At 51.4% G+C, this 21,827-nt stretch carries 16 protein-coding genes; 12 read left to right on the top strand and 4 right to left on the bottom strand.

What is annotated here, in order from left to right; genetic code table 11:
• The first annotated feature begins 87 nt into the window (after window positions 1-87).
• The 8 genes from CHH28_RS01645 to CHH28_RS01610 all read left to right on the top strand — a co-directional run bounded on the left by CHH28_RS01645 (window position 88) and on the right by CHH28_RS01610 (window position 9,152).
• Window positions 88-1,974, top strand: coding sequence for an Ig-like domain-containing protein (locus CHH28_RS01645; RefSeq protein WP_094058679.1), 1,887 nt, complete (start codon window positions 88-90; stop codon window positions 1,972-1,974).
• 124 nt (window positions 1,975-2,098) lie between these two features.
• Window positions 2,099-3,163: a uroporphyrinogen decarboxylase gene (hemE, locus tag CHH28_RS01640; protein ID WP_094058678.1), complete on the top strand. Its 1,065-nt coding sequence runs from the start codon at window positions 2,099-2,101 to the stop codon at window positions 3,161-3,163.
• Between the two features lie 169 nt (window positions 3,164-3,332).
• Window positions 3,333-6,131, top strand: coding sequence for a monovalent cation/H+ antiporter subunit A (locus CHH28_RS01635; RefSeq protein ID WP_094058677.1), 2,799 nt, complete (start codon window positions 3,333-3,335; stop codon window positions 6,129-6,131).
• Entirely contained in the window at window positions 6,131-6,493 is a 363-nt protein-coding gene (locus CHH28_RS01630) for a Na+/H+ antiporter subunit C (RefSeq protein WP_094058676.1), read from the top strand. The genes CHH28_RS01635 and CHH28_RS01630 overlap by 1 nt, the downstream gene beginning before the upstream one ends.
• A 3-nt stretch (window positions 6,494-6,496) precedes the next feature.
• Window positions 6,497-8,008 (top strand): monovalent cation/H+ antiporter subunit D, encoded by a 1,512-nt coding sequence (locus tag CHH28_RS01625; RefSeq protein WP_094058675.1) that lies wholly within the window; start codon window positions 6,497-6,499, stop codon window positions 8,006-8,008.
• Complete coding sequence (locus CHH28_RS01620; protein ID WP_094058674.1) at window positions 8,005-8,493, top strand: Na+/H+ antiporter subunit E; 489 nt, start codon at window positions 8,005-8,007, stop codon at window positions 8,491-8,493. Before CHH28_RS01625 ends, CHH28_RS01620 begins: the two co-directional genes overlap by 4 nt.
• A complete protein-coding gene (locus CHH28_RS01615; protein WP_094058673.1) occupies window positions 8,487-8,756 on the top strand; it encodes a K+/H+ antiporter subunit F in 270 nt (89 codons plus the stop codon). The genes CHH28_RS01620 and CHH28_RS01615 overlap by 7 nt, the downstream gene beginning before the upstream one ends.
• A gap of 3 nt (window positions 8,757-8,759) precedes the next feature.
• The gene (locus tag CHH28_RS01610) at window positions 8,760-9,152 is read left to right on the top strand and encodes a Na+/H+ antiporter subunit G (protein ID WP_094058672.1); all 393 of its coding nucleotides are present in this window, start codon (window positions 8,760-8,762) and stop codon (window positions 9,150-9,152) included.
• Here CHH28_RS01610 and radA read toward each other — a convergent pair.
• On the bottom strand, window positions 9,144-10,508 hold the full coding sequence (gene radA, locus CHH28_RS01605; RefSeq protein WP_094058671.1) for a DNA repair protein RadA: 1,365 nt from the start codon (window positions 10,506-10,508) through the stop codon (window positions 9,144-9,146). The two genes, CHH28_RS01610 and radA, sit on opposite strands and share 9 nt — an antisense overlap.
• Before the next feature lie 165 nt (window positions 10,509-10,673).
• Here radA and CHH28_RS01600 point away from each other — a divergent pair, with 165 nt between their 5' ends.
• The 4 genes from CHH28_RS01600 to CHH28_RS01585 are packed head-to-tail and all read left to right on the top strand — an operon-like array spanning window position 10,674 to window position 14,063.
• On the top strand, window positions 10,674-11,945 hold the full coding sequence (locus CHH28_RS01600) for a bifunctional O-acetylhomoserine aminocarboxypropyltransferase/cysteine synthase (protein ID WP_094058670.1): 1,272 nt from the start codon (window positions 10,674-10,676) through the stop codon (window positions 11,943-11,945).
• A 50-nt stretch (window positions 11,946-11,995) separates the two neighbouring features.
• Window positions 11,996-12,652, top strand: a complete 657-nt coding sequence (locus CHH28_RS01595; protein WP_094058669.1) for a hypothetical protein — start codon at window positions 11,996-11,998, stop codon at window positions 12,650-12,652.
• A gap of 20 nt (window positions 12,653-12,672) precedes the next feature.
• Entirely contained in the window at window positions 12,673-13,389 is a 717-nt protein-coding gene (locus CHH28_RS01590) for a hypothetical protein (RefSeq protein ID WP_094058668.1), read from the top strand.
• Window positions 13,386-14,063, top strand: a complete 678-nt coding sequence (locus CHH28_RS01585; protein ID WP_094058667.1) for a hypothetical protein — start codon at window positions 13,386-13,388, stop codon at window positions 14,061-14,063. Before CHH28_RS01590 ends, CHH28_RS01585 begins: the two co-directional genes overlap by 4 nt.
• 41 nt (window positions 14,064-14,104) lie before the next feature.
• Here CHH28_RS01585 and CHH28_RS01580 read toward each other — a convergent pair whose 3' ends face one another.
• The 3 genes from CHH28_RS01580 to CHH28_RS01570 form a co-directional block, all read right to left on the bottom strand.
• Window positions 14,105-15,961 (bottom strand): S8 family peptidase, encoded by a 1,857-nt coding sequence (locus CHH28_RS01580; RefSeq protein WP_094058666.1) that lies wholly within the window; start codon window positions 15,959-15,961, stop codon window positions 14,105-14,107.
• 452 nt (window positions 15,962-16,413) lie between these two features.
• On the bottom strand, window positions 16,414-18,528 hold the full coding sequence (locus CHH28_RS01575) for a M14 family zinc carboxypeptidase (RefSeq protein ID WP_233243704.1): 2,115 nt from the start codon (window positions 18,526-18,528) through the stop codon (window positions 16,414-16,416).
• A gap of 396 nt (window positions 18,529-18,924) precedes the next feature.
• Complete coding sequence (locus tag CHH28_RS01570; protein WP_094058664.1) at window positions 18,925-21,693, bottom strand: TonB-dependent receptor plug domain-containing protein; 2,769 nt, start codon at window positions 21,691-21,693, stop codon at window positions 18,925-18,927.
• Window positions 21,694-21,827 lie beyond the last annotated feature (134 nt).

The following is a 21,827-nucleotide window of genomic DNA, read 5'->3' as shown; positions in this document are numbered from 1 at the left end:
TTTTATGGCTGATTCCCTGATCCGGTGTTATTCTTTCGAGCAAAGCGATACATCCCGTTGGGACGAGACAAGATGGAGCGTAAGCGCATGTACAAGCCCATGACTCTGCTGGCACTGCTATTAGCTGGCTTTTTAACTGCCTGTGGCGGCAGCGATGGTGGTTCCGTGGTGACCGGTGGAGATGGGACCAGCGGCGGGACCGATGGCGGCACTGGTGAAGTAACAACTGGCACGGAAATCGCTAATCCGCGCCTCGGAACTGGCGTAGGTTCAAGCTTTAGTGAAGGGACATTAGAAGCTACTGTCACCAATTTAAGTGCTGGTGGAACTACACAGATTAAAGCGAACATCGTTGATTCAGATAGCGGTAATCGGAAAATTGTCTCAAATCCTTATGCGGTTGTTTTTAGTTCTCGCTGCTCCGGTGCAGAGCCGGCACAGGCTGTTTTTAGCAAGGACGAAACTACCACGTCTAGCGGTGAAGTTGTTGTGACTTATGAGGCTAGGGGTTGTCGTGATCAAGACATAGTGACATTCCGTTTGTATGAAACCAGTGAAGAGGGTGGCGGTCGTACAGGAGATGTGCTTCATACTGCTACTCTGGTGTTGAATGTTGAGCCGCCGGAGACTGGCGCTATCGAGTTTGCAACAGCTGAGCCAAGCTCAATCTCAGTCTCGGGTATTGCCAACACGTCATTGCCTAAACTCTCGCGGATAACATTCCGCGTTCTGGATAACAATGCTAATCCGATTTCAGGTAAGCAGGTTGATTTTGAGCTAACCAATGCAGCTGGTGGGATCACTCTTTCCTTGAACAGTGCCATTACCAACGAAGCTGGCGAAGCCTTTACCATATTGCGCAGTGGCACTTCACACGCCATTACTTCAGTAAAAGCAACCACCACTACGAATGATGGCACTGTAATTAGCACTGAGTCTGCACCTATTTCTGTTACAACGGGTCTACCGCGTCAAGATAAGTTTTCTATCAGTGCAGAGGTATTTAATCCTGGCTCGTACAATAGAGATAATATTGCTGTTGGTATTACTGCTGCGGCAGCCGATGCTTTAGGTAACCCGGTTCCCGATGGCACGCAATTCAACTTCACCACTGAAAATGGTCGTATTGGTGACGACGCTTCCAAGTCTGGTAGTTGTACGGTCAGTAATGGGGCGGGTTCATGTTCGGTTACCTGGCGCAGTAACGGTGTTAGACCCTTTTTTGAGGGACTCCACCCTAATGGTTTGCAAACGGTGAATGAACGTATCGGCATGACAACAATTGTTGCATACACGCTGGGCGAAAGCGGTTTCACCGACCAGAATGCCAACTACCTATTTGATCTAAATGAGCCTTTCGTATCATGGCCCGAGGTGTTTGTCGATGATGACTTTGATGGTGCGATTGATACAGGTACGAACGGGCTGCCTGTGGAAGATTTTATCGATATTGGTAATGTGGGTACTTATGACGAGGCTCCAACTGTTTATCAGGGTGTTCAGTGTTCCCAAGCTGCGCGTAATCAGGGGCACTGCCCTCCAGGGTTGGTGCATGTGCGAGATAGTTTGCGCATAGTCCAATCACTTGCTGACAGCATAGACATTAGGTTCTTCTTTCAGCGCAATAGCGTCTGGACTGAGGTGTCTTCATCCGCTGTAGATCTAGAAGCGGAGTTAGTTAATGGTCGTGGTGAGTTTTACGCTGTCTTGCAGGATGGGAACGGTAACATTCCAGAAAACGGCACCAGTTTGTCTGTCAGTGGCGAGAGCTACGATGTTTTTGGTGCATCGGGTGACGTTCCAAACAGTATTGGCACTTTAGATATTGCAGGCCTCCCAGCATATGGTGCTGCATACTATATTACATACTCCCCAGAGCCAGATGCAGAAGGACAGAGAAAAATTGAGTTCACCGCCACCTCTGGCTCTGGCGGTCTTACATCAAAAGAACGTTTAGATGGTGTAGTTCCGTAGAAGTAAGATTGTTGATAGCATTTAAATAGCTATACAAACCCGGCTTCGGTCGGGTTTTTTGTGCCTGATTTTTACTGGGCTTTTGTTATAGTGACAGCCATTTTGAACGACAAGCAGGATCAACATGGCCGAGCTAAAGAATGACCGCTTTCTGCGTGCGCTGTTAAAGCAGCCGGTAGACAGAACCCCCGTTTGGATGATGCGCCAGGCGGGGCGTTACCTTCCTGAATACAAAGCGACGCGCGCCCAAGCCGGCGATTTCATGTCGCTGTGTAAGAATCCTGAGCTGGCTTGTGAAGTCACCATACAGCCGTTGGAACGCTTTCCGCTTGATGCTGCGATCCTGTTTTCCGATATCCTGACCATCCCTGATGCCATGGGGCTCGGCCTGTATTTTGAAACCGGCGAGGGGCCGCGTTTTCGCAAAATCGTGCGTACCGAAGCGGATGTCGATGCTTTGCCGGTTGTTAATACCGCGGCCGATTTGAGCTACGTCACCGATGCTGTGAGCACCATTCGCCGGGAGTTGAATGGACGTGTGCCGTTGATCGGTTTCTCTGGCAGCCCTTGGACACTGGCGACCTACATGGTGGAAGGCGGTTCATCCAAAGACTTCCGCCACGTTAAGGCGATGATGTACAGCCAACCGCAAGTGATGCATCAGCTGTTAGATAAGCTGGCGCGCTCGGTGATTGATTACCTCAACGCGCAGATTGAAGCCGGTGCGCAAGCCGTACAAATATTCGACACTTGGGGCGGCAGCCTGTCTGATGTGTGTTATCAGGAGTTTTCACTCAAGTACATGCAGCAGATTGTGGCCGGCCTTAAGCGTGAGCACGAGGGCCAAACCATTCCTGTGATTTTGTTCACCAAGGGTGGCGGTCAGTGGCTGGAAAGCATGGCGGCAACCGGCTGTGATGCATTGGGCCTGGATTGGACCACGGACATCGGCAGCGCTCGCCAGCGTGTCGGTAATCAGGTAGCACTGCAAGGCAATATGGACCCGTCGGTTTTGTACGCCTCGCCAGATGCCATTCGCGCGGAAGTGGCCCGTATACTTAAGAGTTATGGCCAAGGCTCTGGCCATGTCTTTAACTTAGGCCATGGCATTCACCAGTTTGTCGACCCTGAACACGCCAAAGTGTTTATCGAAGCGATTGTTGAGCTGAGCCCGGCTTATCACGCTTAGCCATTAGCCACGGCGCCCTTGGGCGCTGTGGTCTCGCCAATCTGGCACTCTTTTACAGCGTAATGCTTGTCGAACGGTAAAGCGACGCTATCATTCTATGTATTATGATTATCAGTTATAAACAGGGCCCTTCTGCGCCCATAATTTTACTGTTTGCGGGTGCTCTGTCATGAATCTTCTGTGGATCCCACTACTGCCCTTGCTGGGCACTCTGGTGCCACTTGTTACCACTCGTCTGAGTCGCAGCCAATCGGCGGCGCTCACTGCGGTATTGCCAGCGGTGGCGCTGGCGTTGGTGCTGCAAGCCATTCCCGATGTGTTTGCGGGCAAGTCTTTGGTCGTTGCTTTCAATTGGGTGCCACAGCTAGGGCTGAGTCTGTCGTTTCATATGGATGGGCTGGGGCTACTGTTTAGCTTGCTCATTTTGGGCATTGGCTTGCTGGTGATTTTGTATGCACGCTATTACTTGTCGGCGCAGGATCACATGGGGCGGTTCTACGCGTATTTGATCCTATTTATGACGGCGATGCTGGGCATCGTATTGTCGAATAACTTGCTGCAGCTGTGGTTTTTTTGGGAGCTCACCAGTATCAGCTCCTTTTTGCTGATCAGCTTCTGGAGCAATAAAACCGAAGCCCGTAAAGGCGCGCGCATGGCGCTCACCATCACAGGTGCTGGCGGTTTGGCATTACTGGCTGGTCTGATTCTATTGGGTGAGGTGGCCGGTACCTACACCTTGTCAGAAGTGCTGCAACGCGGTGATTTGATTCGCGCCAGTGAGCTGTATCCGGCGATTATGATCTTGGTATTGTTGGGTGCCTTCACCAAATCGGCGCAGTTCCCGTTTCATTTCTGGTTACCTCATGCCATGGCGGCGCCAACGCCGGTCAGCGCTTACCTTCACTCCGCCACCATGGTAAAGGCGGGCGTTTTCTTGATGGCGCGCTTTTACCCGGTGCTGGCACAGTCGGATTTGTGGTTTATCACCGTCTCGCTGGTGGGGCTGTCGACCTTGTTAGTCGGGGCTTACACGGCTTTGTTTAAGCACGATCTGAAAGGTCTGCTGGCCTATTCGACCATCAGTCATTTGGGCTTGATCACCTTGTTGTTCGGTCTGAACACCCAGCTGGCGGCCATTGCTGCAGTCTTTCACATTATTAATCATGCGGTCTTTAAAGCCTCGTTATTCATGGCTGCTGGCATTATTGATCACGAGTCCGGCTCACGTGATATGCGACAGCTCAATGGCTTGTGGAAGTATATGCCGCACACAGCGACCCTGGCGATGGTGGCAGCCGCATCGATGGCGGGCGTGCCGCTGTTGAATGGCTTTTTGTCGAAAGAAATGCTGTTCGCCGAAACCTTACATCAGTCGACGTTTGGCTCCTTGTCGTGGGTGATTCCTATCATGGCGACTATTGCTGGGGCGCTGGCCGTTGCCTATTCGGTACGGTTTATCCATGACGTGTTCTTTAATGGTGAGCCGATTAACTTGCCCAAAACACCGCATGAACCACCGCGCTATATGAAAGTGCCGGTGGAGGTACTGGTGGTGCTCTGTTTGCTGGTCGGCATTGTGCCGGAGTGGAGTGTTGGCGAATTACTGCGTGCGGCCGCCGGTGCCGTGGTGGGTCAAGCCTTGCCGGACTACAGCTTATCGGTGTGGCACGGGTTTAACTTGCCACTGCTGATGAGTGGATTGGCGGTCGCCGGTGGTGCTTGGCTGTACTACAACCGCGGACATCTGTTCTCTTTTCAGGATCAGTTTATTGAGCGCGACGCCAAGCTGGAATTTGAACGCATCGTGCAACGCATTGTGGCGGCGGCTACGCGTTTTACCGAGTGGTTCGATAACGGCTCCTTGCAGCGTTACGCCTTTGCGCTGGTGGTTACCGCGTTAGTGTTTGCTGGCTGGCCGATGTTGCAGTTAGAAGAAGCGCTGGGCAGCCGGCCGGAGCAACCATTAAATTGGGCGGTCATTGCGGCGGCACTGATTCTTATTATTGGCACCATTACGACCGTGGTGTTCAGTCATCGTCGTCTGCTGGCGTTGGTGTTGATTTCCATTGTTGGTTTGATTGTTTCCATCACTTTTGCATATTTCTCCGCGCCGGACTTGGCGTTAACGCAATTGTCGGTGGAGGTGGTGACCATCATCTTGTTCTTATTGGCGCTATATTTTTTGCCGCAACACGCCAGTTTGCGTGACTCACCGCCGCAACGCATCGTGCGCGATTTAACCGTCGCTTCATTGGTCGGCGCCGTGGTGGGTACCTTGTGCTACGCCATTATTACCCGTCCATTCGACAGTATTTCGAGCTATTTCTTAGAAAACAGTAAAACGCTGGGTGGCGGCACCAATGTGGTGAATGTGATTCTGGTGGACTTCCGTGGTTACGATACCTTGGGTGAAATCGTGGTGCTGGGGATCGCGGCGCTCGGTATCTTTAAGTTGCTGGCGGGCATGCGTTTGTTCGTTCCGTCGAGCGATTATCGTGGCCGCCCATGGTCTGCAGACAAACACCCGATGATGCTGGGAATGGTGTCTCAGTCGTTGCTGCCACTGGCGTTATTGGTGTCTGCGTATATTTTCTTGCGCGGCCACAACTTGCCAGGCGGTGGCTTTATCGCTGGTTTGATTACGGCAATCGCGTTAATTCAACAATACGTTGCACATGGCGTTGATTGGATGAAAGACCGTGGCGCCTCCAGCTATCACGGCGTCATAGCTGCTGGTTTATTGATTGCCGTCGCCACTGGGCTGGGGAGCTGGTTATTCGGTCGTCCATTTATGACCACTTGGTTTGATTATTTCGATTGGCCGGTGGTCGGTAAGTTTGAACTGGCCAGTGCACTGCTATTTGATCTGGGCGTGTATTTAACTGTGATTGGAGCAACGCTGTTGATCCTGGCTAACTTGGGCAAGCTGACCACTAGTGAGCGACCCAAACCCGGAGTATCGAACTGATGGAAACTGTATTCGCGATTTGTGTCGGCGTGTTGACGACCGGCGGTGTGTATCTTGTTATGCGCAGTCATACCTTTTCGGTGGTACTGGGGTTAACGCTGTTATCTTATGCCGTGAACTTATTTTTGTTCGCTACGGGCCGTCTTTCTGTCAATCAGGCGGCGATATTGGGGCAAAGCAGCAACCCGGCTGACCCGCTGCCACAAGCGTTGGTATTAACGGCCATTGTGATTGGTTTTGCCATGACTGCATTTGCCATCATTTTGGCGTTGCGTGCACGTGCTGATTTGGGCAACGACCAAGTCGATGGCAAAGTGCGTGACGATGTGCTGAATAAGCGTAAAAAGGCTCAGGGAGAATAATTCGTGTCACTGGCTGAGCATTTAGTTTTTTTCCCAGTATTGGTGCCCATGTTAGTGGGTATTATTTTGCTGTTACCGCCGTTTCATCAGAATCTGGAGCGTCAACGGCCGTTGGTGATGGCTGCCAACTTGGGCCTATTGGTAGTAGCAGTGTTGCTGCTGGGGCAAGCCGTCAACGACGGGCCTTCACTCTATCGCCTAGGCGACTGGCACCCGCCCTTTGGTATTTTATTGGTGGCCGACCAGCTGGCCAGTTTAATGCTGATATTGACGGCAATTCTGGCGATGACCACTCACTGGTATGCCTGCGCGGGTGACGATGGTCGTGGACCGTTTTTTCAACCTCTGTTCATGTTTCAGTTGATGGGCATTAACGGTGCTTTTTTAACCGCAGATGCTTTCAACCTGTTTGTGTTCTTTGAAATTCTGTTGATAGCTTCGTATGCGCTACTCATTCATGGTGGCGGTAAGCATCGGACTCAGGCGGCGGTCCATTATGTGCTGCTGAATTTGATCGGCTCGGCGTTTTTCCTGATCGGTTTGGGTATTTTGTACGCCAGTTTCGGCAGCTTGAACCTGCCGGACATGGCGCAAAAAGCCAGCCAATTGAGTGATGACAACATCATTCTGGCCAAGTCCGGTGGCTTATTGCTGCTACTGGTGTTTGGTTTGAAGTCGGCCATGTTGCCGCTGCATTTCTGGTTGGTGCGAACCTATTCGATGACGTCGGCACCGGTAGCCGCTTTGTTTGCCATTATGACCAAGGTCGGTATCTACAGTATTTGGCGCGTTCATACGGCGGTGTTTGGTGATCATGCGGGTGAGTTGAGCGGTTTGGCCAGTGACTGGTTGTGGGTGCTGGGCCTGTTGACCATTGCAGTGGGAGCCGTGGCAGCCTTGGCCAGCCAAACATTAAGAGTATTAACCGCCAACCTAGTGGTGGTGTCGGCAGGCACGCTGTTAATCAGCATTGCTGTGGGAACTGAAGAAGCGACCGCGGCGGCCATTTATTATTTGCTTCACAGTACTTTGATGTCGGCAGCGCTATTTTTGCTGGCGGGGCTTATTCAAGAGCAGCGTGGGCAGGCGCAAGATCGCTTCGTGAAAGCCAAACCGTTACCGCAAGCGGTGCCACTTGGCATAGCCTTCTTTATTTTGGCGATGGCGATGGTGGGAATGCCACCGCTGTCAGGGTTTTTGGGCAAAGTATGGCTGCTGCAAGCCACCGTGTCGCACGACATGATGGCGTGGGTTTGGTCGGTATTATTAATATCCGGGTTGGCGGCTTTGGTGGTCTTTTCACGCGCGGGCACCAGCATCTTTTGGCGCGTTCAAGGGCAACCTGGGAGTGATGTCAAAGCCCATGGACTGCAGTGGTTGGCTCTGTATATGTTGCTGTCGATGTCGCTGCTCATGGTAGTTTTCGCCGGTCCATTAACCGACCTGAGCGCCAGTGCCGCCAGTGAGCTTTACAGCGGACTGGCCTTGCCTGAGCCGGTGGAGGTACAACCATGATTCGTCGCTTATTCCCGATGCCAGTACACAGCTTATTGCTGTGGTTTGTATGGTCGTTGCTGAATAATTTCAGCGCTGGGCACATGGTGTTGGGTGCCATTTTGGCTTGGCTGATTGGCATGGTAGCGGCGCGCTTTACCGCGGCGACTACTCGGGTTGATCGACCACTGCAGGTTCCGGTCTACGTGCTGGTATTGCTGTGGGACATCATCTTGTCCAACCTGGACGTCGCCCGACGAGTACTCAGCCCCAATCGTTCTTTGCGCCCTGGTTTTGTTGCATTTCCGCTGGATTTAACCGGCGATTTTCCGCAAACCGTATTGGCCAGTACCATTTCTCTGACACCGGGAACGGTGAGTGTGGATCTGTCGACTGATCGTCGCTGGTTATACATTCACGTGTTGCATTTGGAAAATGAAGAGCAGCTCATTACGTCGATCAAACATGGCTATGAGCGTCGTCTGAAGGAGATTTTTGCATGCTAGAGTTGGCGTTAAAAATCACCGCTGGGATGGTACTGGTTGCGCTTGCATTGAATGTCTGGCGTTTGTTGTTGGGTCCCAGTCTGACGGACCGCATTCTGGCACTGGATACCTTGTACATTAACAGCATCGCTTTAATCATATTGCTGGGCATTTATAACTTATCTGCCTTGTATTACGAAGGAGCCTTGCTGATCGCGATGCTGGGCTTCGTTAGCACGGCGGCGCTGTGCAAATATCTGCTTCGCGGCGACATTATCGAGTAAGTTATGGCTGAATGGATTGAAATACTGGTTTCTGCGCTGCTGATTATCGGTGGAATTTTTGTGCTGATCGGCTCGATCGGTTTGGTCAAGTTGCCCGATTTTTTCACCCGCTTACACGCGCCGACCAAAGCCACGACGTTGGGTATTGGCTCTGTGCTGCTGGCGTCGATGGTGGTGCACACATTGCACGAAGGCTCGGTAAGCATTCACGAGCTGGTGATCAGTTTGTTTCTGTTTATCACTGCGCCGATTTCGGCGCACATGCTGGCCAAAGCGGCGCTGCATCGGCAAGTCGAGCATTTGCAGGGCAGCGATGCTCGCGATCATCGTGAGCGCGCAGAAAGGCAGCTGCCCGGCGATGCGCCACTGGAAAACGACGCTGAAGCATCAAATTAATTCGATGGCTTGCTGCAAGGTGTCTACGCCTTGCACCTGCATGCCTTCGATCGGTTGTTTCGGCATGTTGGCTTTGGGCACAATGGCGCGTTTAAAGCCGTGTTTAGCGGCTTCTTTGATCCGCTCCTGACCGGATGGTACTGGGCGAATCTCACCTGATAATCCCACTTCACCAAAGACGATTAACTCTTGCGGCAGTGGCTGGTTGCGAAAGCTCGACAGCGCTGCCAGCAACAGCGCCAGATCGGCACTGGTTTCGGCCACTTTGACTCCCCCAACGACGTTCACATAGACATCCTGATCGCCCAGATGAATACCGCCGTGTCGGTGCATCGCTGCCAATAATAAATTCATGCGGTTTTGATCCAACCCCACGGCAACACGTTTGGGGTGGCCAAAGTGGCTGTCGTCCACCAGCGCTTGGATTTCTACCAATAACGGCCGCGTGCCTTCCCAAATGACCATTACCACGCTGCCGGGCGCGGCGTCTTCGCTGCGGCTAAGAAAAATAGAGCTGGGGTTTTTTACTTCTTTGAGGCCGCTGTCGAGCATGGCAAAGACGCCCAGCTCGTTGATAGCACCGAAGCGATTTTTTATACCGCGTAAAGTTCTGAAGCGACTGTCGTTACTGCCTTCCAACATAATGGAGCAATCGATCATGTGCTCCAGCACTTTCGGCCCAGCCAGTGTGCCGTCTTTGGTGACATGGCCAACCAGCAGCAGCACTGTATCGGTTTGCTTGGCATAGCGGGTTAAATGTGCCGCGCTTTCACGCACTTGCGACACGCTACCGGGCGCTGATTCGATACCATCCAAATGCATCACTTGAATCGAATCAATGACCACCACTTTGGGCTTTTGCTGCTGCAGTGTGTTGGTCAGTTGCTCAACGTTGGTCTCGCTTAGCAAATGCAGTTGATCCATCGGCAACGCCAAACGTTTTGCTCGCCGGGCAACTTGTTGCAAGCTTTCTTCGCCGGTGATGTAGAGCGCTGGCATGTGCGCTGCCAAATAACACATCACCTGCAGCAATAGGGTGGATTTCCCCGCACCTGGGTGGCCACCGATTAAAATGGCAGAGCCTGGAACCAAGCCGCCACCTAATACTCGGTCAAGCTCCTGCATGCCGCTGCTAAAGCGCGGTACTTCATTGAGGTCGACCTGATCCAGGCGCGTCAGTTGTTGCGTGGCTCCGGCATAGCCAGCAAGGCGCTGGCTGTGACTGGCGGTTTTGGCGGTTGCAACGACAAACTCCTGTAAGGTATTCCAAGCGCCACAACCGGAGCATTGCCCTTGCCACTTATTGTGGTCGGCGCCGCACTCACTACAGACATACGCGGTTTTCTTTTTGGCCACACCCAGATCCCATTGTGAAACTTGTCGACGCTAGTTTACGTGAGCGCCACGCTTGTTGACATAGAAGGGGATGAACTGACCTGGAAAACCCTTCTTCATCAAAGCAGGTTTGTTAGACTGTAGCGCTGTTTGTCCCCTTACTAAACACAACAGAGGCCTAGTGCTATGAAACTGGAAACACAGGCAATTCATGCTGGTTTCAGCGAAGATCCGACTACCCGTGCGGTGGCTGTTCCGATTTATCAAACCACCTCATATAGCTTCCGTGACACCCAACACGGCGCTGACCTGTTCGACTTAAAAGAGCCGGGCAATATTTACAGCCGCATTATGAATCCCACCAACGATGTGTTGGAGCAGCGTGTGGCGGCGATGGAGGGCGGCATCGCCGGCCTGGCGATGGCGTCTGGCATGGCGGCTATCACGGCAGCGGTGCAAACGCTGGCCGCCGCGGGCGACAACATCGTCAGCGTGAGCGAGTTGTATGGCGGCACTTACAACCTGTTTGCGCATACGCTGCCGCAACAGGGCATTAACGTTCGCATGGCATCGGGTGATGACATTGCAGCGTTGGAAGCCTTGATCGATGACGATACCAAAGCGGTTTATTGTGAATCGATTGGTAACCCAGCGGGCAATGTTGTTGATATGAAGGCGCTGGCAGACATGGCACATCGCCATGGTGTGCCGTTAATTGTCGACAACACAGTGGGCACTCCCTACTTGTGTCGTCCCATCGAGCACGGTGCGGATATTGTGGTGCACTCACTGACCAAATACATTGGCGGTCATGGCACGACCGTCGGCGGTATTATTATTGATTCGGGCAAATTCGACTGGAAAGACAACCCGCGTTTTCCGCGCTTTAACGAACCTGACCCGTCCTACCATGGCGTGGTATACGCTGAGGCGTTAGGAGAAGCTGCGTTTATTGGCCGCGCGCGAGTTGTACCTCTGCGTAACATGGGCGCTGCATTGTCGCCGATGAATGCCTTTTTAATCTTGCAAGGGCTGGAAACACTGGCACTGCGCATGGATCGACATGTGGCCAATGCACAGGTGGTGGCTGAATACCTGCAACAGCATCCGCAAGTCTCTTGGGTCAACTATGCCGGTTTGAAAGACAGTCGCCACTATGAAATCGCTCAGCGTATGACCTCAGGTAAACCATCGGCCATTTTGAGCTTTGGTATTCAGGGGGGATCAGAAGCCGGTGCACGGTTTATTGATGCGCTGCAAATGATCAAACGTTTAGTCAATATTGGTGATGCCAAGTCATTGGCATGTCATCCTGCTACGACCACGCATAGACAGTTAAATGAAGAGGAACTCAAAAGTGCGGGTGTGAGCTCAGACTTGGTACGCCTTTCCATTGGTATCGAACATGTCGACGATATCCTGGCGGATATTGAGCAAGCCTTATCGGCGGCAAAGTAACTATCCATCGGCGCCTTCGGGCGCCATTTAATTTACAGTAGGAAATACAGATGTCTTTTGGCCAAAGCATTGCTTTGCTCTGTTTTATCTTTTCCATGGGAACCATTGCCCTAACCTATGGCGTCGCGGCTGCGCAGCAAACCGCAGCCATTTGTAACCCATTTATCGACGGTTGTACGGACATCACTCATACCGGGATGAAGGGCGATGCAGGGTTTATTTTCCGTGGTGGCATGATTGCAGCTTGTGCGTTTTTTATGGTGTGGTGGGTTGCTATGCGCGCCTGGCTGTCTGAGTACGCCGGCAAAAAAGCACTGAACAGCATGCAATTTTTTGGCTGGTTGGCAGCGCTGGGGTTGTTGGTCGGTACCGCGGTATTGTTGCCGGAAAAAGATGCCACTCGCTGGGCCGTGCATGTGAAAGGGGCCAATTTGTTTTTCCAAGGCATGTTGATTGCTTTGACCATCAATTATGTGTTGATTGTGAAAGCCAAAAAGAAAGGTCTGTTGGTGCCGTCTTTTCGGATTAAGTCGGCCATCATGGCGATATTGTGGTTTATGTTTGTCGCCTTTGCCGGTGTCACTGTCGGTGTGGAAATGAGCCATGGCAAGCGCATCATCGAATGGTGGGCTACGTTGTTTATTGGCCTGTATTTCTTATCCGCATTTTGGGACTGGAAAGAGATTCGCCTGATATCTAGAGAATAACTCGATCACAGGAGACAGGGATGTTGTTGTTTAAAGCCACTTTGCCGCAGCGAATTGCGCTGATGGCGTTTCTCATCCCTGTCGTGACCATTGCCGTCAGTTATGCTTTGACGGTGATGGCCGGGCATGAGCCATTGTGCATCCCCTATATTGAGGGCTGCGCCACCATCACCTCGACCGGTATCTATTACCCTGCGGCCTACATTCTTCGTGCCGGCATCGCCATGTCGGCGGTGGTGTTTATCTTATGGTGGTATTGCGTACGTGCCTGGTTGGAGTCCGTCAAGCAGGCGCCGCTGGTCGGCTGGTTTCATGCCGTTGTGTGGATCGCCGTGATTGCCAGTGTATTGATCATTGCCTCCATGGTGATACTGGGTGAGAACCTTATCCCCAGTCGTGACCATCGAACGCTATGGCGTTTTCACGCTGTCACGGCCGGGTTGTTTTTTCTTGCTAACTCCATCTGTCAAATCATGATGACAGTGCGCATGCGTCAGCTACGTGATCAATTGGGCATTAAATTCAGCCACATTATCGCCAAAGAAGTACTGGCGGCGATTCAATTAGTGATGCTGCTGGTATTGATCGTGATGACCATCATGGACTGGGAGTTTGATGGCATGATCGCTTTTTTTGAGTGGTGGCTGGCGACGTTAAGTAGCTTGTTTTATCTCTCAGCTTATTGGGACTGGCACACATTCCGCCTGACGCGACTGGAGCAGGAGTTCCCCGCATGAGCACTTCTAACGTCACACTGGCACAAAAATTATGCCTGGCGGCTTTTATATTGCCATTAACAACATTGATCGTTTGCCTGTTGCTGTTGTGGTACATCAGTCCGACAGATGCCTGCATTCCATGGCTGGCCCATTGTGTTGGAGTTTGGCAAATCGGCATTCCTGACCCGATATCGTTTGTATTTCGCGCTGGTATGTTTGCCACTGTCGTTGTTTGGTGGTGTTGGTGGTACAGCATGAAAGCATGGTTGTTATTCACCTCGCCAACACTGCCCATGTGGTCGGTGCGTCATTGTCTATTTATTGCTGGTCTGGCCTGTATGGGACTGGCAATTGCCATTGCACTGTTGCGGCCCGATGCACAGAACATTCCTTGGCAATTTCAATCCTCTGCAGCGGCCGTTTTTTGGATCGCGATGTCGTTGGCTCAGAGCCGCACCATGCATTGGCTGAAGCGCCAACAATCACAACCCTGGTTGAACTGCGCTCAACTATTGTGGCCCCAGCGACTGGTTAATATGCAATGGTTATTGCTAGGAGCTTATCTGGTGTTGTCGGTCGCGCAGTTAGAGTGGCAGAAGACGTTGGAGTGGTGGCTGCTATTAGTGATGAGTGCTTTCTGGCTGAGTTTTTGGCCGCAATGGCGCCATTTTCGTTTGGTCATGGCTGAGTGAAAAACGGCAATAGGGCGAGTGCCCTATTGCCTTGCGCTGGGTTAATTCGAGGTGAAGTTGGCTTGCAAGGTCACTCCTGAGAAGCGGGTGTAACCGCGTACCATGATATGCACCAAGGTATCCATGCTGGTGGTCACTTGGCAGCGCTCGGTACTGCCGCTCTGATAAGGGCGGCAATCGTAGTCGTTTAACGTTGGTTTGGTGTTTTTACGCACATACAGGTCGGCATCGCCGTTGCTGCCGCTGATGTCGACGGTCAGCGTCGAGTTGGCGGGCACCAGTATTTGGTAATACAGCTCGTCACCACGGTTGGCAGACAGGTCAGTAACCGGTACGCCATTGCTCAAACAATTATCATCCGAACATTGGCCGGCACTGTAAGTGGCGGTTAACTGCACGTCACTAAAGCTGGAATAACCGCGCAGCATAACGTACCAGTCGCCGGCTTCTGGGTTGTCGAAGCTGCAACGCTCATTATTGCCACCAATGTATGGACGGCAATCGTAGGTATCCAGCTGCGGTTTGCTGCCACGTAAGACATACAAATCGGCATCACCAGACCCTTGTGCACCAGACAACTCAACCACGAGTTGCTCGGCATTCGCCGGTACCGCTAATTTGTAGAATAACTGGCTGCCTTGAGCACCAGAGGCTTGCACAGGCTTGCCATTTTGCAACTCGGTGACTGGTGGGTCGATGGGGCCGCCATCACCTTCGAGGGAGTACAGCAAACGGTTTGGCGATCCACTGCGTGGATCAGAGACTTTGTTGGCGCTTGAGCGAGCGACCAAAGAAGCGGTCACTTGAGCGGGCGTGAGTGACGCATCTTCACTCAGCAGCAGTGCGGCGACACCGGCGACATGAGGCGCCGCCATCGAGGTACCACTGATGGTGCGAGTGACATTGTCGCCCGTGTGCCAAGCCGAGGTGATGCTGGAGCCAGGTGCAAAGATATCCAAACACGTGCCGTAGTTGGAAAAGCTGGAGCGCGAGTCACTGCTGGTGGTGGAGCCCACAGTCACTGCATTGGTGGCTCTGGCTGGCGAGGAATTACAGGCATCGGCATTGGAATTACCGGCTGCAACAATAAAGCTCACACCGCTTTGCACGGCGGCTTCAACCGCAGAGTCGAGTGCCTGTGACACACCGCCACCGAGGCTCATGTTGGCAACAGCGGGGCCGCTGGCATCGTTGGCGACCCAGTTGACGCCATTGATAACACCGGCGGTTGTACCTGAACCGCTACAGCTCAGCACGCGCACGCCGACGATGTCGACATTTTTAGCAACACCGTAGGTGCTGCCGCCAATGGTGCCCGCCACGTGAGTACCATGGCCGTTGCAGTCATCGGAGTTATTGTCGTTGTCTACAAAGTCGTAACCATTGCGTGAGCGCGTACCAAACTCCACATGGCTGTTGCGCACCCCAGTGTCGATGACGTAGGCAGTCACACCGCTGCCGTCAAAGTCGTAGTTGTAAGTGCTGTCCAGCGGTAGATCGCGTTGGTCTATGCGGTCCAACCCCCAGGTAGCATTATTTTGCACGGCTTCTTGTGGATCAATTTGAACCCGTTGGTTTTGCTCCACCAGAGCAACCCCTGCTTGTTGCGCAATGGCTTCCGCTTGCTGTGCGCTGGCTTCGACCAACACTCCATTGACCGCACCGTGCCACTGGGTTTGTACCCGAACACCAAATTGTGTCTGCAGTAAATTACTTTGCTGCGTGACAAAGTCTTCGGCAGAGGACAGCGACATAGTGTTATTTTCATAAATAACGATGTAGCTGTTCTCAATGGCATTGCTAGAGCTTGCTGTAATGAAATTTTCTGGTTTTGCATGAGCACCTATGGAAGCAGCCAAAATCGCTGCAGCCGTCATCGCCTTACTGAATGTCTTCATGTTGATTTCCTTGTGGGAATTATTATTGTGCCCGTTGGCTTGTGGCTGTCCGGGCGTGTCGATTCATTCGACGTTTTCAGGCTAGCTAGGCATCGGGAAAGAGAAATAAGAAATATTCAGTAAGTTATTTTTATATGATTTTTTTGATTGATTTGATGTGACAATCAAAGCAATGATTTTAACGCTCTGGGATATTGTTCGGTTTTCCTTGAGATTTCAGGATGAGATTTTAAAAGCACGATTTTGGTGCGGTTTTTAGCTTAAAATCCCGGTATTTAATGGGTGTATATTTGGGTAAGTGACGGTTAATGGTTGTTGCGTGTCTGTGTTAAACGTAATTTATGTCGTGAATCTGTGGTGTAGATGGCGTTTTTTTAACAGCAGCGGAGCTTCATTTTACTGAAACTCCGCTTTCCTATTGGTGATAAAAATAAAATTAATAGAGTGGCGTGTTAGCGCGGTGAGATAACCACGCTGTAGTCTTCTACCTCTCCGTAGTCAAAGTCGCCACACACCGACGGCGCATTGTTGTAGCGCATTGCAATACGCATACGCGTTTTCACTTCTTGCGTCGGTGCGGCCAAAGTAAACGAGCTGTTCACTGGAGCGCTTGAGCCGGATGCGCTGGAGAACAGTGTTTCACCGGCATCGTCAAAGTCACCATCGGCATTAAGGTCAAGCCAGATTTTCCAGCGCTCGCGGTAACCGCTGCTGTTATTAAAGCCAGGGGTCAAGGTGAAGCTGGTGCTGCCAGGACTTAGGTTGATTACCTCGGAGGTGAAGTCGCTGTAGCCTTGCGTGGCTTGGCCAGAGTTTTTGCTGAATGCACCGACTCTGACTTCTTCAATCCATTCGTAGCTGAAGTCAGTTCCCTTGGCGTCGCAGTAGTTGCCTGCCGGTACGTCATCAACAATGTTGATGAACTCTGCACTGACCGCGCCCCACGTACCATTGGCATCTTGTGCGCGTATGTATACCAGATGTTTGCCCAGTGGTAATCCCGTGGTGTCGATGGTGGCGACGGCAGCCTCTGTTTTCTGATTAAAGCTGCCATCTTCTGCTGCCAACGCGGTCGGCACGGCATTGGGCTCCCACGGCGCTTTGCCAATGTAATATTCCACTGCTTGGATCGTTTGTGTGCCTTCGCTGCCATTACGGCTGCTGAAGCGTGTATCGCTGGTGCTGACACGCAAATCCACTGCGGTTCCAGCCAGCACACCCGTGCTGGCGGCATCGCCACTGAGCGTAATGTCTAATACATCTGGGCCTGCTGGGGTGATGTACGGTGTACGTACGACCTTGGCCGCGTAAATCAGTGCCGGCAGGTTGTCAGGTTTGATGGTGCTGGCATACGAACTACAGCTTTGGCGGAAGGCCGTGCCGAGCTCAAAGGTATAAGAAGGAACACCCAACTCGCCATAGCTGACGCTGTCACTGGTGCCGTCGGTGGGGTACAAACCCACGGATTGCTGCGGCATATAACCATTAAAGAACGCGAATTTACGCCCCAAGGTTTGCAGCGCTGTTCCATTGGGTGCTGGTTGGCTGGTGGTGCCCCATGGCCACAGTACCAGTTCGCTGAAAGAGTGAATATCGATGTGGATACCCGAGGTCGTTGCTGGTGCTGCGTCGTTGTCGCCTGGGCCGCGCAGGTCTGGCCACAGGTTGCGAATGTAGCCTTCGATGGCTTGAGTTTCTGGCTCCGAGCCTGGGGTTGGGCCGCGATAGGTAAAGTCACATGGATTGCCACTGGAGCCGCCATTGACGGAGCCCCAGCTAAACGTAAAGTTGCGGTTCAGATCCGCACCGCGGCTGCGACTGGAAGAGCTGCAGTAGTTGCTGTTGTCGTTTTTACGCCACATATAACCGTCCGGCAGCGAGCCGTTGGCCTGTGATTCGGCGCGTTTGCGTCCGTCTGGGTTACTTTGCAGCATCAGATGAACTTCATGGTGATCCAGAATCCAAGTGGCGTCGGCGTCGGTGCCGTAGCCTTCTAGAAGATAACGGGCGAAGTCCAAGTTCAGTGGTGCGGTTGCCAGTTCGCGCGCATGGATGGCCGAATTAGCAAATAATACCGGCTTGTTTGCACTGCTGTTGTTTTTGTTGGTCAGCTTCAGCACTTTAATGTCGTAGCCGCCATTGCCGGCATTTTTTTGCCAGGAGTTACCGACGTCAATCCACTCGACTAAATCGGGGTATTGTTGTTCGAAATCCTCGGCCGCGGCGTAGGTTTCCTCAACCGTTTTATAACAGCTGAAGCCGGGTACCGCATTTGGGCCGATCAAGGGAGCGCTGGAGCTATCTAATAGGCTAGGCGATGCAACAGGTTCCAACGTCACTTCAAAACCAAAGGCTTTGAGCTTTTCCACTTCTTCAGCGGTCAGCGACATGAGGATATGACCGTGCTCACGATCCTCCGATATTAATTGGGCATGAAACGAAATTTTCGCTTTTACGGCCAGATCTTCGCTCGGTGCCACCACCTTATATTGGTGACGACCTATGGCTTCTTGCTCCTGAATTTCAGCGGCATGATGATCACCCGCACTGGCTGGCAGAGACTGCATAGCCATCAACGCCGGAATCAAAGCTGCAAGAGGAGTTAGACGGTTCCTTCTAATCATAATTATTCCTGTTTTTTATAGCGCTCTGGGCCTTAACCTGAGCTGGATGATTATTTTGCTACCCGGTTGGGGAGGCAAACAGGTGTCATCATTTGTAATGAAGACTTACTGATGATTAGGTTAAAAAGGCTGGGTGTAAACGGGAAGAAAGGACTAGTTTTTGCGATTATTTTTAGTGATTGTGAACTAAGTTTACAATTTAAACCCACGATTTTTCTGTCTAATAATTCCTCTTAACGCAAGTCGTGCCAGTGTTTTTTTGATAAGAAAGAGCTTTTATGCATAAAAAAAGCCACTCGCAGGCGAGTGGCTTTGATTTAACGCACTGTGTAAAGCGTATTAGAAGCTATACGCAACACCCGCGTACCAAGTACGGCCGTTGACATCGAAGTAGCGTGGGTCAAAACCAACCTGGTGACCGGCACCACTGTCTCGTAACGACAAGGGTGGCTCTTTATCAGCAATGTTGGTGACACCCAGTGTTATCTTAAGTGCGTCTTCCATGGCTAAGAACTGGCCTTGGTAATCAATTGTATGATAAGCCGGTACTCGACCTGTGTAGTCGAAGAACTCACCGCTCAATGAACCATCATCGTTTACATACTCAACATTTTGGGTTTTATCGCGATAGCCACCTTGATAGTTGACGGTCACATGATGGTTAAACTGGCCAACGGCTACAGAAGTTTCCAGCTTCACTTTATTGCTGAAGGTAACTTCATTATCTGAGCCGAACTCGTCTAAGTTTGAACCAAAAGAAGAGCTCCAGGCCTTGATCATATGCGTACCGCTCAAAGCCAGGTTAACTGAACCGAAGTCTGGGTATAGGTTTTGTTCAAAGCGATAGTCGACACCAGAGCGCTGGGCTTCAGAAATATTGAAGTACTCTTGCAAAATTGCCAGCTCTTCAAAGCCTGTGGAATCATTGGTTTTGGTAACGAAATTCGCACTGTATTTATCTGGATCGCCGAAAATCTGCTGTTCAGTCAAAAGATCAACCTGATCTTCGATTTTTACATTCCAGTAATCCACAGTGATGTTGGTGTCGGTGTCGGTGCGTAATACAAAGCCTGCAGTCCACTGAGTTGACTTTTCTGGCTCAAGCTCGGTGTTGCCACCTTGGAATACGTGCGCTTGAGCAGGCCCTGCTGATTGCTGAATACACCAAGCAGAACGTGGGTCAGCATCTTCGAATGGACAATCAAATGTGCCAGATGTTACACCAAACTCACGTACAGGAATACCGATGGCCAACAACGATGGTGCTTTAAAGCCAGTGCCATAGGCACTACGCACTGTCAGGCTTTCGGTCAAATCGTATTTACCGCTTAACTTGTAGGTCAGGTCGTTCAGATCATCACTGATTTCTTTGCCGTCACTGTTTACACCGCCAATGACGTCGTAACGTGCGGACAACGATACTTCTCCACCTTCAGCGAACGGCAGTAGCATTTCGGTAAAGGCACCGTATTGAGAGCGTTCTAGGTCAAACGGAGTATCCGATGACAGGAATAAGATTTTCCTATCTAAGTTAGCTTGAGATGGTTTGTCTTCATATCTGTTGTCATAATAATCGACACCAAAGGCCAACTGAGCATCGCCGCCGCTCATCGCAAACACCGGCATAGAAGCGTTGGCATTAAAACCCAACATTTCAGTATCGGTTTCTGTCCAAGTACCGCTGAATATGGTGCTGTCTAATGCTGCTTGCTCTTCTACGGTCAATTCTGATGGCGGTACAAAGATATTGAAATCACCACGACCGATGGCAGCATTGAACTCTTCTCTTAACAGCCAGCCAGTTGGGTAGGCTTCATCTTGCTGAATGTTGGAGTAAACCAGAGCGGTATTGAAATCGACATCACCAAAGTACCCTTCCGCTCCTAGGGTGAAGTTTAAAGATTCAGAGGTGTAATCGGTAGTACGGTTGCCGGCGGGCAAAGCTCGCCAGTTGCCGACAGCCGTTAGTTCACCCGATTCAACCATTGCACGTTCTTCGTCAGTTAACAGTGGCGCCAAACTCTCTGTATAGGCTGCTGAATCGAGTGCCAGAACAACGTCGCCTGTTGGATATGGTGCAACGCGTGAGGTTAACTCACGATTGGACCAAGTAACATCGGTGAATACTGTAACGTTATCACCCAACTGGAAATTAGCACCTAAAAAAAATGAGTCAGTGGTTTTCTCAGGCATGATTTCCAGCGTTGAGGTGTAGTCGAACTGGCAGCTGTCTCCTGAAGGTGTGTTGTTTTCAGCACATTGACCATTCACTTCCCGATAGGGGTTTAACGAGCGCACGGTTCGACCTGTGCTGTCCTGCAGTTTGGCATTGCCTGGGATGGCGTTTGGAGAACCATTAAAGAAAAATGCTTTACGGTCGTGACCTGAAGGTTGAAAGGTAATAAAACCTGTTTTCGCAAAATCACGATCAACACCGGCCAGCTGCTCTTGTTCAACCCGGCTAGCAGCAAACACCACCTCGAAGCCGTCCTCAAATAGATCACCAAAACCGGTGGTTAAGTCAAAGCGCTGGCTGTCTCCGCCCTCATTGGTGGGACGATTTGCGCGGGCTGAAATCGTGGTACGATCAACGTTTTTTTTCAGAATAAAGTTAACCACACCGGCAATGGCGTCTGATCCGTATAACGCGCTGGCACCATCGGTTAGGATTTCGACGCGCTCAATCATGGCTGTTGGGATATGGCTGATATCAACTTGGCCATCAGACGTTGATGGCGCTACCCGGCGGCCATTAATCAGCACCAGAGTGTATTGTGGACCCAGGCCATGAACATTGGCTGTGGCTAGACCGCCCCCTTGGCCACCTACGCTGTCTGATGGTGTGACAAAGTTCTGCATGGATGGCAGTTTGGTCATCAGTTCTGCTGCATCCAGAGCGCCAGTGGCTTCCAACTGAGCGGCATCGAGTTGTTGTACTGGCAGAGAGCCTTCTAAGTCCTTGCGTTGAATGCTGGAGCCAGTAACTAAGACTTCCTCAACAGTTTCTTGTGCAGATTGCTCATCGGCTACTGCCACCAGCGGCAGAGCGATCAAAGCAGTAGTGCTGAATACACCAGCGACTGCACTCGAAAGCAGTGTCTTTTTCATTTTAATTCTCCTGGGTATCTGAAACTCAGATGCTATCTAGGGATTCGGAACACTGCGTTGCAGGAGGTGGGCCAAGTTTTTTTATTGGGTACCTAATGTTGTAATGTTTCGCTCCATATTTTTGGATAATTTGG

The sequence above is a fragment of the Bacterioplanes sanyensis genome (assembly GCF_002237535.1).
GTDB classification, from domain to species: domain Bacteria; phylum Pseudomonadota; class Gammaproteobacteria; order Pseudomonadales; family Oceanobacteraceae; genus Bacterioplanes; species Bacterioplanes sanyensis_A.
This window is presented reverse-complemented; position numbering and strand designations above follow the sequence as displayed.

Excerpts from the sequence above, each read along its gene's own strand:
- CHH28_RS01635 (WP_094058677.1), top strand. The coding sequence starts at position 3,333 with ATGAATCTTCTGTGGATCCCACTACTGCCCTTGCTGGGCACTCTGGTG.
- CHH28_RS01570 (WP_094058664.1), bottom strand. The coding sequence starts at position 21,693 with ATGAAAAAGACACTGCTTTCGAGTGCAGTCGCTGGTGTATTCAGCACT.
- CHH28_RS01575 (WP_233243704.1), bottom strand. The coding sequence starts at position 18,528 with ATGCAGTCTCTGCCAGCCAGTGCGGGTGATCATCATGCCGCTGAAATT.
- CHH28_RS01590 (WP_094058668.1), top strand. The coding sequence starts at position 12,673 with ATGTTGTTGTTTAAAGCCACTTTGCCGCAGCGAATTGCGCTGATGGCG.
- CHH28_RS01630 (WP_094058676.1), top strand. The coding sequence starts at position 6,131 with ATGGAAACTGTATTCGCGATTTGTGTCGGCGTGTTGACGACCGGCGGT.
- CHH28_RS01610 (WP_094058672.1), top strand. The coding sequence starts at position 8,760 with ATGGCTGAATGGATTGAAATACTGGTTTCTGCGCTGCTGATTATCGGT.
- CHH28_RS01645 (WP_094058679.1), top strand. The coding sequence starts at position 88 with ATGTACAAGCCCATGACTCTGCTGGCACTGCTATTAGCTGGCTTTTTA.
- CHH28_RS01600 (WP_094058670.1), top strand. The coding sequence starts at position 10,674 with ATGAAACTGGAAACACAGGCAATTCATGCTGGTTTCAGCGAAGATCCG.
- CHH28_RS01580 (WP_094058666.1), bottom strand. The coding sequence starts at position 15,961 with ATGAAGACATTCAGTAAGGCGATGACGGCTGCAGCGATTTTGGCTGCT.
- hemE (WP_094058678.1), top strand. The coding sequence starts at position 2,099 with ATGGCCGAGCTAAAGAATGACCGCTTTCTGCGTGCGCTGTTAAAGCAG.
- CHH28_RS01615 (WP_094058673.1), top strand. The coding sequence starts at position 8,487 with ATGCTAGAGTTGGCGTTAAAAATCACCGCTGGGATGGTACTGGTTGCG.
- CHH28_RS01585 (WP_094058667.1), top strand. The coding sequence starts at position 13,386 with ATGAGCACTTCTAACGTCACACTGGCACAAAAATTATGCCTGGCGGCT.
- CHH28_RS01595 (WP_094058669.1), top strand. The coding sequence starts at position 11,996 with ATGTCTTTTGGCCAAAGCATTGCTTTGCTCTGTTTTATCTTTTCCATG.
- CHH28_RS01620 (WP_094058674.1), top strand. The coding sequence starts at position 8,005 with ATGATTCGTCGCTTATTCCCGATGCCAGTACACAGCTTATTGCTGTGG.